This window comes from Ramlibacter sp. bp-362, from assembly GCF_054956735.1.
The window spans coordinates 111,900-126,422 of the sequence record NZ_JBUDXE010000008.1 but is presented as its reverse complement, the minus strand read 5'-3'; the positions used below and the strand labels follow the sequence as shown (position 1 = coordinate 126,422).

The 14,523-nt window shown below is 72.5% G+C and carries 16 protein-coding genes; 8 read left to right on the top strand and 8 right to left on the bottom strand.

Annotated elements, in window-relative coordinates:
- Positions 1–5: 5 nt before the first annotated feature.
- Entirely contained in the window at positions 6–221 is a 216-nt protein-coding gene (locus ACY0MJ_RS13315) for a hypothetical protein (RefSeq protein WP_462638952.1), read from the bottom strand.
- Between the two features lie 148 nt (positions 222–369).
- Between ACY0MJ_RS13315 and ACY0MJ_RS13310 the strand changes: the two genes are divergently transcribed.
- Positions 370–987 (top strand): EamA family transporter, encoded by a 618-nt coding sequence (locus tag ACY0MJ_RS13310; RefSeq protein WP_462638951.1) that lies wholly within the window; start codon positions 370–372, stop codon positions 985–987.
- A gap of 61 nt (positions 988–1,048) precedes the next feature.
- On the opposite strand, the gene ACY0MJ_RS13305 is transcribed toward ACY0MJ_RS13310, so the two are convergent.
- Positions 1,049–1,564: a hypothetical protein gene (locus ACY0MJ_RS13305; protein WP_462638950.1), complete on the bottom strand. Its 516-nt coding sequence runs from the start codon at positions 1,562–1,564 to the stop codon at positions 1,049–1,051.
- 220 nt (positions 1,565–1,784) lie between these two features.
- Here ACY0MJ_RS13305 and sugE point away from each other — a divergent pair, with 220 nt between their 5' ends.
- Together sugE and ACY0MJ_RS13295 are read left to right on the top strand one after the other, a co-directional pair.
- Positions 1,785–2,105 (top strand): quaternary ammonium compound efflux SMR transporter SugE, encoded by a 321-nt coding sequence (gene sugE / locus ACY0MJ_RS13300; RefSeq protein WP_462638949.1) that lies wholly within the window; start codon positions 1,785–1,787, stop codon positions 2,103–2,105.
- Between the two features lie 62 nt (positions 2,106–2,167).
- On the top strand, positions 2,168–2,467 hold the full coding sequence (locus tag ACY0MJ_RS13295) for a hypothetical protein (RefSeq protein WP_462638948.1): 300 nt from the start codon (positions 2,168–2,170) through the stop codon (positions 2,465–2,467).
- A 10-nt stretch (positions 2,468–2,477) separates the two neighbouring features.
- Here the strand turns inward: ACY0MJ_RS13295 and ACY0MJ_RS13290 are convergent, their stop codons facing one another.
- Positions 2,478–3,215 carry an RNA pseudouridine synthase gene (locus ACY0MJ_RS13290; protein WP_462638947.1) on the bottom strand — a complete coding sequence of 246 codons (738 nt, stop codon included), beginning with the start codon at positions 3,213–3,215 and terminating at the stop codon, positions 2,478–2,480.
- The gene (locus ACY0MJ_RS13285) at positions 3,212–4,303 is read right to left on the bottom strand and encodes an FUSC family protein (RefSeq protein ID WP_462638946.1); all 1,092 of its coding nucleotides are present in this window, start codon (positions 4,301–4,303) and stop codon (positions 3,212–3,214) included. The genes ACY0MJ_RS13290 and ACY0MJ_RS13285 overlap by 4 nt, the downstream gene beginning before the upstream one ends.
- Before the next feature lie 79 nt (positions 4,304–4,382).
- Between ACY0MJ_RS13285 and tcuA the strand changes: the two genes are divergently transcribed.
- A complete protein-coding gene (gene tcuA, locus ACY0MJ_RS13280; protein WP_462638945.1) occupies positions 4,383–5,789 on the top strand; it encodes an FAD-dependent tricarballylate dehydrogenase TcuA in 1,407 nt (468 codons plus the stop codon).
- Positions 5,776–6,924 (top strand): tricarballylate utilization 4Fe-4S protein TcuB, encoded by a 1,149-nt coding sequence (gene tcuB, locus ACY0MJ_RS13275; protein ID WP_462638944.1) that lies wholly within the window; start codon positions 5,776–5,778, stop codon positions 6,922–6,924. Before tcuA ends, tcuB begins: the two co-directional genes overlap by 14 nt.
- Here the strand turns inward: tcuB and ACY0MJ_RS13270 are convergent, their stop codons facing one another.
- The 3 genes from ACY0MJ_RS13270 to ACY0MJ_RS13260 form a co-directional block, all read right to left on the bottom strand.
- A complete protein-coding gene (locus ACY0MJ_RS13270; RefSeq protein ID WP_462638943.1) occupies positions 6,925–7,389 on the bottom strand; it encodes a redoxin domain-containing protein in 465 nt (154 codons plus the stop codon).
- 37 nt (positions 7,390–7,426) lie between these two features.
- On the bottom strand, positions 7,427–7,996 hold the full coding sequence (locus tag ACY0MJ_RS13265; protein ID WP_462638942.1) for a hypothetical protein: 570 nt from the start codon (positions 7,994–7,996) through the stop codon (positions 7,427–7,429).
- Positions 7,997–8,152: 156 nt separating this feature from the next.
- Positions 8,153–9,358 carry an MFS transporter gene (locus ACY0MJ_RS13260; protein WP_462638941.1) on the bottom strand — a complete coding sequence of 402 codons (1,206 nt, stop codon included), beginning with the start codon at positions 9,356–9,358 and terminating at the stop codon, positions 8,153–8,155.
- An 86-nt stretch (positions 9,359–9,444) separates the two neighbouring features.
- On the opposite strand from ACY0MJ_RS13260, the gene ACY0MJ_RS13255 reads away from it, so the two are divergent.
- A complete protein-coding gene (locus ACY0MJ_RS13255) occupies positions 9,445–10,326 on the top strand; it encodes a DMT family transporter (RefSeq protein ID WP_462638940.1) in 882 nt (293 codons plus the stop codon).
- A 39-nt stretch (positions 10,327–10,365) separates the two neighbouring features.
- Here the strand turns inward: ACY0MJ_RS13255 and ACY0MJ_RS13250 are convergent, their stop codons facing one another.
- Positions 10,366–12,378, bottom strand: a complete 2,013-nt coding sequence (locus ACY0MJ_RS13250) for a S9 family peptidase (RefSeq protein WP_462638939.1) — start codon at positions 12,376–12,378, stop codon at positions 10,366–10,368.
- Between the two features lie 107 nt (positions 12,379–12,485).
- On the opposite strand from ACY0MJ_RS13250, the gene ACY0MJ_RS13245 reads away from it, so the two are divergent.
- Entirely contained in the window at positions 12,486–13,145 is a 660-nt protein-coding gene (locus tag ACY0MJ_RS13245; protein ID WP_462638938.1) for a response regulator, read from the top strand.
- Complete coding sequence (locus ACY0MJ_RS13240) at positions 13,142–14,491, top strand: sensor histidine kinase (RefSeq protein ID WP_462638937.1); 1,350 nt, start codon at positions 13,142–13,144, stop codon at positions 14,489–14,491. The genes ACY0MJ_RS13245 and ACY0MJ_RS13240 overlap by 4 nt, the downstream gene beginning before the upstream one ends.
- The last annotated feature ends 32 nt before the right edge of the window (positions 14,492–14,523 follow it).

Sequence of the window (14,523 nt, the reverse complement as noted above, 5' to 3'; positions counted from 1 at the left end):
CCTCCTCAATGCAGCGTGGCCTGCTCGCCCAACTGCTCGCGCAGGCGGCGGGCGCGCTCCTGCAGGCGGCTGGTCTCGGCCAGGGCAGCTTCGACACGATCCTCGGGCGCACCGGCCTGCTGGAGGTCGAAGGCGCGCTCGAACGCACGTTCGGCGTTCCTGCTGATCGCCGCGAGCTGCGAGCGGATGTGGGCAACGTTGGCGAGGGTCTCGGTGGTCATCGAAGTCTCCGGGCTGAAGCGCCGATGCGCGCAGTGTTGTCCCGGCCGGCTCGGCGAGCTTGTCAGTCAACCCGGATCGGTGGCGTGATCCGCCGCCGGCCCCGGGTGTCGCCGGATTCCGCAACCGCCGCCGCTGCCACAATCCGCCATGTCCTCCGGTGTCCTCCAGGCGTCCCTCGCGTATGCGATGTGGGGCGTGCTGCCGCTGTATTTCCATCTCCTGGCCGCCGTCGCGCCGCTGGACATCGTCCTCCAGCGCTCGCTCTGGTCACTGGCGTTCGTGCTCGTGCTGCTCATGGTCCAGCGGCGATGGGCGTGGCTGCGCGACATCGCGCGCCGTCCCAGGACGCTGGGCATCTTTGCCTTGAGCGCGCTGCTGCTGTCGACCAACTGGCTGGTCTACGTGTGGGCGGTCAACAATGGCCGCGTCGTCGAGTCGAGCCTGGGCTACTTCATCACACACGGCGCTTCCGGCGGCGACGGCGCACTGCTCGTGCTCCTGGCATTGAGCGGTCCGCTGACCGCGCTCCCCCTCTTGCTGTTTGCCGCGGGCGCCAGGCGCATCCCGTTGACGACCCTCGGCGTGCTGCAGTACATCGGGCCGACCATCCAGTTCGCGCTGGGCGTGTGGCTGTTCCGCGAGCCCTTCGGCGGCCCTCGCCTGGCCGGGTTCCTGCTGATCTGGCTGGCGCTGGTGATCTACACGGGCGATGGCTTGCTGCGGAACTGGCGCGCACCCTCGGGGCGGCCGGCCGCGCCGCGCTGACCTGGGACGAAGAAAAGGGCACGCGCCGCATCGGCGCATGCCCTTGCCAGCCTCGGCGCGCTCAGCGGCCGTCGTGGTCGGAGTCGCCGGGCACGGCGCGTTCCACGCCGTTGCTCACGCGCTGCCAGGCGTCGCGCGACGCATGCTTGGCCCGCTCCCATTCCAGCGAGGAGGTGCCGCGCGCCGTGGCCCAGTCACGGCCCAGTTCCGGTTCGATCTCGTCGAACGAGCGATCCGGATAGCGGTTGTAGGCTTCCACGCCGTGCCGGTACGCGGGCGCGTACTCGTCGTAGCTGGTGCCGCCGGTGACGTAGGGACGGCTCGCGTAGTTGTCGCGCCAGTACGTGTCTTCCGCCACGGGGTCCGCGCGCATGCGGCCCGCCACGGCGCCCGCGACGGCGCCGACCGCCGCGCCGATGGCCGCACCCACGGGCCCCGTCAGGCCGCCCGCGGCCGCGCCCGCAGCCGCACCGCCGGCGACGCCGCCGACGACACCGCCCGCCACCGCTCCCGTCCCGGCCTTGGCCGCGGGATGCTCGTCCCGCACGCCGGGCCGGTCACGCTTGTGATCGTTCATTCATTGCTCCTTGGAGGTGCCGTGCGGGCCGCCCGCACGGCGTTGAGAGGAGGCGTCAGGGTAGGTCCGCTCGCGCTGGCAGGCTTGTAGTCCGGGACCGATCCCCTTGTCGGGCCTCGCCCGACAAGGCCGGCACGCGGGGCGGCCGCTAGAATGGCCCGCGCGGGGACGACCCCGCCACTGCATCGCAGGGGACGGCCCCACTCCACGGAGTCCGTCCATGTCCTGGATCATCCTGTTCTTCGCCGGCCTGCTCGAAGTCGGCTGGGCCATCGGCCTGAAATACACCGAAGGCTTCACGCGCCTGTGGCCCAGCGTCGCGACGGTCGCCGCGATGACTGGCAGCGTGCTGCTGCTCGGGCTCGCGATGAAGCAGTTGCCCGTCGGCACCGCCTACGCCGTGTGGACGGGCATCGGGGCCGTGGGGACCGCCCTGCTCGGCATCGTGCTGTTCGGCGAATCCGCCGCCGCCGCGCGGCTCGTGTGCCTGGGCCTGATCGTCGCCGGCATCCTGGGGCTGAAGGTGTTCAGCGCGGCCTGAGTGCAAGGCGGGCGAGCGGACATACAATCGCAGCCCCGCTTCGCGCCCCCGCGCCCGCCCCCATGCTTTTCATCCTCTCCCGCCAGGTGCTCGACGACGTGCTCCGCGAGCACCACGTGAAACCCACCGACCTGGCCGGCATCGACAAGCTGTTCGGCGGCCCGGACGGCTACTACTGGTACCACACGATGGCCCACATGTGCCCGCGCGGCCAGGAGATCGTGTGGACCTCGCGCGAGGCCATCCGCGCCGCGCTGCAGGGCCACGAGAACGAGACGGCCGCGGAAGACGAGGTCAAGCCGCAGACGCTCAGCGACGCGCACCTCGCCGCGATCGCGAGCCTGCTGTCCGTGCCGGAATAGCCGAGTCCGCCTAGAACCGCTCGCCCGCGGGCAGGTAGCGCCACTGCCCGGGCGGCAGTCCCGCCATCGCGATGCGCCCGATGCGGATGCGCCGCAGCGCGACGAGTTCCAGGCCCACCTGCGCGCACATCCAGGGCAGCGACTCCGGCGCGATGCCCTTTCCGGCGAAGCGCAGGCGCGTCTCGCTCTGCCAGCTCACGCGCGCCGGCGGCAGCGGGCGGCCCTCGTGCACCAGGCCGCGGGACAGGCGCTGCAGCCCGTCCGGCGCGATGGGGCCGGCGACTTCCGCCACCAGCTCCTGCTCCATCAGCGCCGCGTCTTCCTGCAGCTTGCGCACGATGCGCCCGTCCTGGCTGAAGACCGCCAGGCCGCTGGCCTGCGGCGGCAAGGGCAGCAACGCGACGAGCCCGGCGCCATGGCTCCTGACGCGCCGGAGGCCGGAGGCGTCGCCCTCCCACCGGTTCGCCGCGCCGAGCAGCTCGCGCGCTGCCTCGATCGGCATGCCGGCGGGCTTGTGCACCAGGAAGGTCGCTGGCTGCGGGGGCTGCAGGCGGGCCTGCGTGTCGACCTCCACCCGCTGGCCCGCGGCCACGCGCTCCTGCGGCTCGTCGACCACGTGACCGTCCACGCGGACCCGGCCTTCGGCGATGTACTGCTCCGCCTCGCGGCGCGAGCAGGGCACCAGCGCCGCGACCACCTTGGCGAGGCGCTGCGGTTCGCCGGGCACGGGGGCCGTCTCGCCCGTCATGGCTCGCCGCCTCCGGGCAGCACCCTGCGCAAGCCCGTCCCCACCAGCGCGCGGAAGCGCTCGCTGTGCAGGCAGGCGCCGCCGACCAGCCCCACGACGGCGCCGATCACCGTGTCGACCAGGCGCGCCTGCATCACGGCCTGCGCCGGCAGGGTCCCTTGCTGCGCCGCCTCGGCCAGCAGGATGGTCAGCGGCGTGATGAACACGACGGCCAGCGCGTAGTGCCGCACCACCAGCGTCTCGATGACGAAGGTCAGCCCCGTCAGCACGGCCGCGATGCCCCACGCGTCCAGCGGGATCTCCGCGATCGCCAGGAACACGAGCAGCCCCACCGCCGTGCCGGCGATGCGCTGCAGCTGGCGCGACCAGATCGCCCGCAGCGACGCGCCCTGGATCACGGCCAGGCAGCTCACCGGAACCCAGTAGGGACGGTCCACCTGCAACAGGTGCGCGACCAGCAGCGACAGGCCGACGAAGCCGCCGATCACCACCGAGTCGAGCACCACGAACTCGAAGTCCGGCTGCGGCCGCGCGGCGGGCGCGGCGTCGCGCCGGCTCAGGATGCGCAGGCTGTAGAGAAACGCGATGGCCGCCGCGAGCACGCACCCCATCGTGAACGCGCCCACCTGCACCAGCACGTCGCGGCCATGCGCGGGGCTGTAGGCGCCGATGGCGGCGGCCATGATGAAGAACAGGCCGCCCGGCGGCGGCACGGCGTAGAAGCGGCAGATCATGGTGACCACGATGCTCACCACCACCAGCACGGCCAGCGCCAGCGGCGGATGCAGGTGGCTGGCCATGCCCAGCGCGTAGCTGCCGCACATGCCGAAGGCGCACGCCATCAGCCAGGCCATGCGGTGCGACAGCGAGGTGGCCGGCAGGTACAGGAAGGTGAGGCCGCCGATCGAGGCGACCAGCCCCAGCCCCAGCTCGCCGTAGGCGGCCCCGATGAAGATCGGCAGGCCCGTGGCCAGCGCCGCGGCGATCGGCATCTCCCAGGGCCGGTCGCTGCGGTTCACGCGCGCCAGCTGCCGCACTTCGTCGGCGGCCAGCGTCTTCCATCGCTGCCAGGGCGAGGTGGCGGACATGCTGCTCCTTGGTGAGCAGGGAGTTTAGTGGCGCGAACACGCCGGAGGGTGCGCCCGTTTCGTCTACAGTGCGCATCCGATGCATGACGTCCTCGTGATCGGCGGCGGCAACGCCGCCCTCTGCGCCGCGCTCATGGCCCGCGAGGCCGGCGCCAGCGTGCTGCTGCTGGAAGCCTCGCCGCGCGAATGGCGGGGCGGCAATTCGCAGCACACCCGCAACCTGCGCTGCATGCACGACGAACCGCAGGACGTGCTGGTCGAGGCCTACGGCGAGGAAGAGTTCTGGCAGGACCTGCTGAAGGTCACCGGCGGCCGGACCGACGAGCAGCTCGCGCGGCTCGTGATCCGCGCGTCCTCCACCTGCCGGCCCTGGATGCGCAAGCACGGCGTGCGCTTCCAGCCCTCGCTCGCGGGCACGCTGCACCTGTCGCGCACCAACGCCTTCTTCATGGGCGGCGGCAAGGCGCTGGTGAACGCCTACTACCGCAGCGCGGAAAACCTGGGCGTGGAGGTCCGCTACGACACGCCGGTGGAGGCGCTGGAACTGCGCGACGGCCGCTTCATCGCCGCGCGCACCGCCGGCGGCGAGCGCATCGCGGCGCGTGCCTGCGTGCTGGCGGCCGGCGGCTTCGAGTCCAACCGCGCATGGCTGCGCGAAGCCTGGGGCCGCAACGAGCGCGGCGAATGGCCCGCCGACAACTTCCTGATCCGCGGCACGCGCTTCAACCAGGGCGTGCTGATCCGGCACATGATGGACCAGGGCGCCGACATCATCGGCGACCCGACGCAGGCGCACTGCGTGGCCATCGATGCGCGGGCGCCGCTGTACGACGGCGGCATCGTGACGCGGGTGGACGCGGTCTCGCTGGGCGTGATGGTCAATCGCGAGGGCCTGCGCTTCTACGACGAAGGCGAGGACTTCTGGCCCAAGCGCTACGCGATCTGGGGCCGGCTGGTGGCGATGCAGCCGGGGCAGATCGGCTACTGCATCATCGACAGCCAGGCCATCGGCCGCTTCATGCCGCCCGTGTTCCCGGGCGTGCAGGCCGGCACGCTGGACGGACTCGCGCGCGCGCTGGACCTGCCCGAAGGGACTTTCATGCGGACGCTGCAGGACTACAACGCGGCCTGCCGCGTCGGCCGCTTCGACCACACCGTGCTCGACGACTGCCACACCGAGGGACTCGTTCCGCCCAAGACGCACTGGGCCCGACCCATCGTCCGCGCGCCCTTTTACGGCTACGCGCTGCGCCCGGGCATCACCTTCACCTACCTGGGCCTGAAGACCGACGCGCAGGCCCGCGTGCACTTCGGCGGCGCGCCGAGCGCCAACCTGTTCGTGGCCGGCGAGATGATGGCCGGCAACGTGCTGGGCCAGGGCTACACCGCCGGGGTCGGCATGAGCATCGGCACCGCCTTCGGGCGGATCGCCGGGACGGAAGCGGCGCGCGCCGCACGCACGGAGGCCGCGCATGCAGTCGCTTGAGGCCCTCGCGCGCGAAGCCGCGGCGCTGGCTGACGGCCCCGCCGCCGTCGCCGAGGTGGCGCGGCAGATGCAGATCTGCAATGCCTGCCGCTATTGCGAGACCTTCTGCGCCGTGTTCCCGGCGATGACGCGCCGCCTGGACTTCGCGACCGCCGACGTGCACTACCTGGCCAACCTGTGCCACAACTGCGGCGCCTGCCTGCACGCCTGCCAGTACGCGCCGCCGCACGAGTTCGCCGTCAACGTGCCGCGCGCGATGGCGCAGGTGCGGCGCGCCACCTACGAGGAATTCGCCTGGCCGCGTCCGCTCGGCGCCCTGTACCGGCGCAATGGCACGGTGCTGGCGCTCGCCACCGCGGGCGGGCTCGCGCTGTTCCTGGTGCTCGTGCTCGCGCTGCGCGGCACGCTGCTGCATGCGCCACTGGCGGGCGACTTCTACGCGGTCTTCCCGCACAACCTGCTGGTCACGCTGTTCGGCCTGGCCTTCGCCTGGGCGGTGCTGGCGCTCGCCGTCGGCGCGGCGCGCTTCTGGCGCGGCGAATCGCCGGGCCCCGTGAGCGCGGGCGCCGCGAAGGAGGCCACGCGCAACGTGCTGGCCCTCACCTACCTGGACGGCGGCCACGGCGACGGGTGCAACGAGCAGGACGACCGCTTCACGCTGGCGCGGCGCCGCTTCCACCACCTGACCTTCTACGGCTTCCTGCTCTGCTTCGCGTCCACCAGCGTCGCGACGCTGTACCACTACGTGCTCGGGCAGCCCGCGCCCTATCCCGTCGCCAGCCTGCCGGTGATCCTGGGAACGCTGGGCGGCATCGGCCTGCTCGCGGGCCCCGCGGGCCTGCTGTGGCTGAACCTGCGGCGGCACCCGCTGCACGGCGACCCGCAACAGCGCCCGATGGACCGTGCCTTCATCGTGCTGCTGTTCGCCACCAGCCTCACGGGCCTGGCGCTGCTCGCGCTGCGCGACACGGGCGCGATGGCGCTGCTGCTCGCCGTGCACCTCGGCACGGTGCTCGCGCTCTTCCTCACGCTGCCCTACGGCAAGTTCGCGCATGCGGTGTACCGAAGTGCGGCCCTGCTGAAGTGGGCCGTGGAACGGCGGCAGCCGAACCGGCTGCAGCTCGGCGCCGACTGATCAGGCCGCGGCCATCAAGCGCCCCAGCACCGCGCCGAGCGCGATGTCCTCGATGTGCCCGAAGTGGTTCAGGCGCAGCTGGCCGTCGCGATCGAACACCAGCAGCGTCGGCGTGCCCTGCATCTCGTAGGCCGCCATGGTCCTGGGGATGGGCCCGTCCGGCGAGGGCTCGTCCACGGCCACCGGGAAACGCACGCGGTATTCGTGCAGGAAGGCCTGAAGCGCCACCGGCGCCATCGCCTCGTGGTGCTCGAACACCGTGTGCAGCCCCGCGACGGCGAGCTGCTCCCCGCCGAAGGCCTCGTGCACCTTCTTCATCTGCGGGATCGCCGTCGCCACGCAGCCGGGACACAGCATCTGGAAGGCGAGCACCACGACGACGCGCCGCTGCTCGCCGCGCAGGCTGGCGAGCGTGGTGGATGGCGGGGCGTTGAACCAGCGGCTGGCGGACAGTGCGTGTTCCATGGCACCGCCAGCGTACCGCAGCCCCGCCGCGCGGGTGTCAGGGCGCGATCATGTCCGCGCTGGCGGCGACGGTTTCGCCCGGGGCGCTCGCGACCTGGGTTTCCGGCGGCGTGTAGATGCAGGTCAACTCCGGCTCGTTCGCATAGGCGCGCAGCATGGCGCAACCTTCCCAGAACTCGCGCTCGTGCTCCGTGTCCTTCCAGGTCTTCACGCCCCAGGCGACGCCCACCGCCAGGCAGGCGGGCGCGAAACTGCCGCCGGTGAGGATGGCCGCGGCAATGCAGACGTTGTTGGCCGCGGCGCCGGACCACAGCGAGGCCGCCGTCGCGTAGGCCGCCGGCCGCTCGGTGTCCGGCATGCCCTCGGCGACGTGGAACACCACCGCCTTCATGCCCACGGCGAGCAAGGGGCCCAGCGGGTTCATCTCCACCGCGCCCAGCGCGAGGCCGGCCGCCGTCGAGACCCCGTCGGCGATCGCCGCGTTCATGGCCTGCGATTTCACCTCCTGCGCCTGCGCGGACCCGAACACGAGGGCGAACCCCGCGACCGCCGCCACCCTCCCGATGCGCCGCCAGGCGCCTCCCCCAACGTTTCCGTCCCTGTCCATACTGCTCTCCCGTGCGGTCGTCGCCGCGTTGCGAATGGGAGGCAGTGGAGCATGCTCATCCGTGGGATCGCCAGACGCTTCGCGTATTCACAACAGCCGGGCAGCGGAAAGGCGGTTTTTGGCGGAGCAACGGTCGGAGAGTCGTAACGCGCTATTTCAGCTGCGCGCGCGGCCGGCGCGCAGCATCGCCGCGGCGCACAGGCCGACGATCGATGCGACGGCGGCGAAGCCCGTGCGGTAGCTGCCGGTCGCGCCCGCCAGCGCGCCGAACACCGGTGGGCCCAGCACGACGCCGAGGAAGGTGAAGGCGAGCGTGCCGCCCGTGGCCACGCTCGCCTGCCCGGCCGGCGCCTGCCGCGCCACTTCGGCCAGGTAGACGCCGTTCCAGCCGATCGCCGACATGCCGAACACCGCCAGGATCGCCAGCACCACGGCCGAGGGCAGCGCCGCCGGCAGCAAGGCGGTGGCGAGCGCCGACAGGCACATCACCGCGGCCAGCACCGCCAGCATGCGGCGCGCGCCGAGCCAGCGGTCGGCGACGTAGCCCCAGGCGATGCGGCCGCCGACGCCGGCGAACTGCGAGACCGACAGCGCGAGCCCCGCGGCCACCAGCCCGTAGCCGAGCGTCGCGTGCAGGTAGGTGACCAGGTAGGTCGTGAGCGACAGCTGCGCGATGGAGAACACGAAGGAGCAGGCGGCCAGCATGCGCAGCTCCGGATGCGAGAGCACCATGCGGATCGGCTTGCCCAGGTTGCCCATCACGAAGGGCCGCTGCGCGTCGCGGTCGGCGTCGATCGCCTCGCGCAGGGGCTGCGCGGCCCAGGCGCACACGAGGTTGGCGAGCGCCACGCACAGCAGCGTCGCCTGCCAGCCGGCCCCCAGCAGCACCGGCACCACGGCGCCCGCCAGCACGCCGCCGAGCGGCACGCCGGTCTGCTTGAGCGAGAAGACCAGCGACATGCGGTGCGCCGGCGTCGTCTTGGCCAGCACGTGCGAACTGGCCGGCGTGACCGGCCCGTAGCCCAGGCCGATCAGGAACGCGCCGAGCGCGACGGCCGCCACGTGCGGCAGCGCGCCGACGGCCAGGCCCAGCGCGCAAAGGCCCAGGCAGGCCTGGCTCACGCGGATCGCGCCGAAGCGGGACACCAGCGCCCCGCCCGCCAGGCTGGCGAGCATCGCCGCCGCATAGACCAGCGCGATGTACACGCCCACCAGCGCCGGCGACACCGAAAGCTCCGCGGCCAGGGCGGGCGCGAGCACCGGGACGGTGATCACGGCCATCGACACCAGGGCCTGGATGGCCAGCGTGACGGCCAATGTCCACCACGCACCGCTGGCCGGGACGTCCCTCTTATGATCCATGCTGCATTCATGGCGCGCCCGCGCGCGCAGCCCTCCATCATCACAGAAGAAGCGGCGGCCCTCCGCCGGCCCCCTTCCAATCCCGCATGCACGCCCGCCATTTCCTGCAGCTCGTCCTGCTGTCCGCCGTCTGGGGCGCGTCCTTTCCCCTGATCCGCATCGCGGCGCCGGCCTTCGGGCCGCTGCCCATGGCCTTCCTGCGCTGCGTGCTGGCCGCCCTGGTGCTCGGCGCGATCATGCGCATCGGCCGCAAGGCGTGGCCGGGGCGGGAGCACTGGCGCGCGCTCACCGTGCTGGGCCTGCTCACCGTGGTCGCGCCCTTCGTGTTCTTCAATGCGGCGGGGCTGGTGCTGCCGGCCGGCTATTCCGCGGTGCTCAACGCGCTGGCGCCGATGTTCGGCGTGCTGGCGGGCGCGGTGTTCGGCGAGGAGCGGCTCACCAGCCGCAAGCTGGCCGGCTGCGTGGTGGGCCTGGCCGGCGTCGCCTTGCTGGTGCAGCTGGGGCCCGTGAGCGTGAGCTGGCCGGTGCTGCTGGGCGTGCTGGCCTGCGTGGCGGCCTCGGCCTGCTACGGCTTCGGCGCGGTGCTGATGAAGCGCGCCACGCGCACGCACCAGCCGCTGGCCGCCTCCGCGGCCGTGCACATCGCCGGTGCGGTGGTGCTGCTGCTGCCGGCCGCCGCCATGGCGCCTTCGGTGCACCTGCGGCTTGACGCGGCCATCGCGCTCGCCGTGCTGGGCACCTTCACTTCCGGCTTCATGTACTGGATCAGCATGCGGCTGATGCGCGAGATCCCGGCCAGCGCCGCGACCTCGTCGGCCTTCATGATCCCGATGTTCGGCGTGACCTGGGGCGCGCTGTTCCTGGGCGAGCCGGTCACCTCGGGCATGGTGCCCGGCGTGGCGCTGGTGCTGGTGGCCTGCGCGCTGGTGACGGAATTCAACCCGCTTCGGCTGCGCGCGGCCGCCTGAGCAAGCGGTCGCCGAACGGATTCTGCAGGCAGCACCCCGCTAGCGCGGCACCAGCTCGTAGAAGTCCCATCCGGCACTGCGCCCGCCCAGGCAGGAGGCCAGCGTGTCCTCGATGCGCCGCCACATCGCGAGGCGGTTGCGCCAGCGGCGGACCTGGTGCCCCTCGTTGGCGAAAGTCAGGTACTCCACCGGCCGACCGAGCTGCCGCAGCGTGGCGACCACGTCGTCGGAATCCTGGCGGACCACGCGCACGTCGTTGGCACCGTGGATGACCAGCAGCGGCGCCGTGATCCGGTCCAGGTGCGAGATCGGCGACTCCGCCAGCATGCGGGCGCGGTCCTGCGGATCCTTCACGTCGCCGTAGAAGGCCTCGGCATAGTGGCGGCCGCGCCAGTACGGCGGCCAGTTCTCGATGACGCGCGGCCAGTTCGCGACGCCGACGATGTCCACGCCGCACTTCCAGTCGTGGTCCTTGCGGATCAGCTGCGACAGCACCGAGAAGCCGCCGAAGCTCGCGCCCACCACGGCCATGCGCGACGGATCGGCGATGCCCTGGTCGATGGCCCACTGCGCGGCCTCGGCGATGTCCTGCTGCAGGCGCGTGGAGACGACCTTGCGCCCGGCCATCATGTAGTCGCGCCCGTAGCCGGTGGAGCCGCGATAGTTGACGTTCAGCACCGCGTAGCCGCGGTTCGCCAGCATCTGGTCGAAGTTGAACGAGGCCGGGTTCCACCGGTCGCGCGCCCACGGCCCGCCGTGGATGTCGACCACCAGCGGCGCCGGCCCGCGGACGCCGCGCGGGCGGATGAGGTAGCCGTGGATCACGCGCCCGTCCGATGCGCGGAAGCTGTACGCCTCTTCGGCGGCGAGCCACGCCTTGCGCTCAGGCTCCGGCGGGCCGAGCCGCTGCACCGCGCCCGAGTCGCTGTCCACCAGCAGTTCCGCTTCGTCGTGGTCGCCGATGGCGCGCAGCACCCACCGGCGCCCGTCCAGCGAACTGCTCTGGGGACGCGTGAGCCGCGGCGCCTCCTGCAGCGCGCCGTCGCGCAGGGCCTGCTGCTGCGCCTGCGCGACCAGGGCCGCGAACGCGGCGTCGAGGAAGTGCACCTGCGGCACGCCCGCGTCGGTGATGTACGCGATGGGCCCGCCGCGCAGCCGCGGGTAGTACACCCAGGACAGGTCCACCACCGGATGTTCGGCCAGCACCGTCTCCCGTCCGCTCGCGAGGTCGATCTCCACCAGCGCCGACTTGTCGCGCCCGGTGTTGGAGGTCGCCCACGCCTGGCCGGCCGCCCGATCCACGCGATGCACCTGCAGCGAGTCCCATCCGCCGACGGTGCGCAGGGCCTTCCAGGCGCCATCGGCCTGCAGCAGCTCGAAGGCCACGTCGGAGCCGTCCTGGCGCCCCAGTTGCCGGATGCGCGCGGCCAGGCGGTGGTCGGTGCCGATGATCCAGGCGAGCACCTCGCCGTCGCTGCGCGCCACTTCCCGCACGCTGCGCGTAGCGGCGTCGGCCTCGTACAGGTCCATGGTGGCGCGGTCGCGGCGGTTGCTTGCGAAGAAGAACTTCGCGGTGCCCTCGGCGCCGCCGGAGACCAGGGTCGAGCGCACGCCCGGCCACGGCGTCACCGCCCAGGGCGCGAAGGGTCCTTGCGTGTCGAAGACGTGGATCTGCGTGTTCTCGTCGCCGCGCAGGTCCTTCAGGTAGGCGACGTGCCGGCTGTCCGGCAACCACGTGTACGTCGGGCCGGCGGGCCGCGCCAGGTAGCCGGTGCGGAACGTGCGTTCCTCTCCGCCCGCGACGGGCCGCACCGCCAGCCCCAGGTCCGTGCCGACCACCCGCGACCACAGGAGCGACTGGCCGTCGGGCGACAGCGCGAAGCCGCCCGCGAAGTCCACGTTGGCGATGAAGCGCCGAACGGGCACCAGCGGCGCCAGCGTGCCGGCGGCCTCGGCCTGCACGAGGGCGGGATGGCGGGGCGCCGTGGCGCACCCGGCCAGCATGAAGGCGCACGCGGCCAGGCAGGCGGCGAGGCGTCGTGAAGCGGGCATGGGACCTCCCTGTTCGGCGGCGATTGTGGCGGCTGGATGCTTAAGGCCGGCCAAAGACGGGAAAGCCTTTAGCCGCGCTTAAGGGAGCGGGGCACAGAATCCGTCGCATGCACATCCTGCTGATCGAGGACGACCTGGACCTGGGCCGGGCGCTGCAGGCGGCGCTGAAGATCGAGGGCCTGAGCAGCGCATGGGTCCGCCGGGTCGCCGACGCCCCCCTGCAGCTGGACGGAACCGGGATAGCCTGCGTCCTGCTGGACCTGGGGCTGCCCGATGGCAGCGGCTTCGACCTGCTCGCGCGCTGGCGCTCCGAAGGCCAGCGCGTGCCCGTCGTCGTGGTGACCGCCCGCGGCGCGGTGGAGGACCGCTTGCGCGGGCTCGATGGCGGCGCCGACGATTTCGTCATCAAGCCCTTCGCCACCGCGGAACTGGTGTCGCGCATCCGCGCCGTCCTGCGCCGCAGCGCCCGCCAGGCCGGCGAGCGCTGGCTGTTCGGCGCGCTCGCCATCGAGCCCCGGGCCCATCGCGTGGTCCGCGGTGGCGAGCCCGTCGACCTGTCGCCGCGCGAATTCCAGCTGCTGGTGGAGCTCGCGCGCGATCCCGGCGCCGTGGTGCCCAAGGGCGTGCTCGCGCAGCGCCTCGATCAGCTGGGCGAGCCCATGGAGTTCAGCGCGATCGAGGTGCACGTGTCCAATCTGCGGCGCAAGCTCGGCGCGGACTGCATCCGCACCGTGCGCGGCGTCGGCTACATGCTGGTGGAAGCATGACGCCGGCCGCCCGCTTGCGCGCCTGGGTCGCCGACGCCAGCCTGCAGCGGCGCAGCGTCGCCTATGTCATGGCCGCCTTCGTGCTGGTCTGGGCGGTCCTGCTCGCGTACCAGTACCTGAAGTACGAGCGCATGCTGCAGGAGGAGCAGCCCTTCCAGAAGTTCGGCGCCGCCGTTCTTCTGTCGCTCGACGACATCGCCGACCGCGAGCAGGCCGCGGCGACCCTGCGCGCCACCGAGCGCTGGATGAACCAGCGCCGGCAGGAGATCGGCCGCCTGCCCGGGCGCGTGCAGTTCGAGCTGCGCGACGTGCAGGGCGAGCTGGTGCACAGCTCGCTCGACCCGCACATCGGCCCGCACCTGCACTACGAAGGCCGGGGCCGGCGCTGGGCCCTGCGCGTCGCCGAGCCCAAGCGCAGCGCCGGCACCTTCGTGGCCTACAACCTGCCCTTCATCGGCGAGTACCTGCTGCTGGCGCTGCCCTTCGTGCTGGTGCCCGTGTGGTGGTCGGTGCGGCGGGGACTGCGGCCGCTCGCGGACTTCGCGGCCGCCATCGCGCAGCGGCGTCCGCACGACCTGCGTCCCCTGGCCGAGGTGCCGGCCCACCGCGAACTGAAGCCGCTGGCCGCCGCCCTCGACGCCTTGCTGCAGCAGCTGCGCGAACGCTTCGACCGCGAGCGCCAGTTCGTGCAGGACGCGGCCCACGAGCTGCGGACCCCCCTGGCCGTGGTGATGACGCAGGCGCACGTGATGGCGCATGCCGCGGGTGCCGAAGACCGCGCCCGCGCGCACGTGCTGCTGCACCAGGCCGTCGAACGCGCCTCGCACCTGGCGCAGCAACTGCTGCTGCTGGCCAGCCTGGACAGCACGCAGGCGACGGCGGTCCGCCGCATCGACGTGGCGCAGGCGCTGCGGGAAATGCTCGCGCAGCTCGCGCCGGTGGCCATGCAGCGCGGCATCGAGCTCTCGCTCGAGGCGCCGGAGAGCCACTGGGCCACCGTGGACGAGGCGGCGCTGCAATCCGTCGTCGTGAACCTGGTGGACAACGCCATCCGCTACGGACGCGCGGGCGGCAACGTGCTGGTGAAGCTGGTGGGCGACGGTGAGCGCCTGACGCTGCAGGTGAAGGACGACGGTCCCGGCATTCCCGAACGCGAGCGTTCGCTGGTGTTCGAGCGCTTCTACCGCGCCGCCGGGCAGGAAGCCTCCGGCTCCGGCCTGGGCCTGGCCATCGTGCGGCAGGCGGCCGCGCGCCTGCGCGGACGGGTCTCGTTCAGCGAAGGCCTGGCCGGCTGCGGCGTGGGCCTGGACGTGAGCATTCCGGTGGCCGGATTCCGGCCGGGGTAAGCTGCGGGCCTCCCGACCCCGCGCAAGGCCCC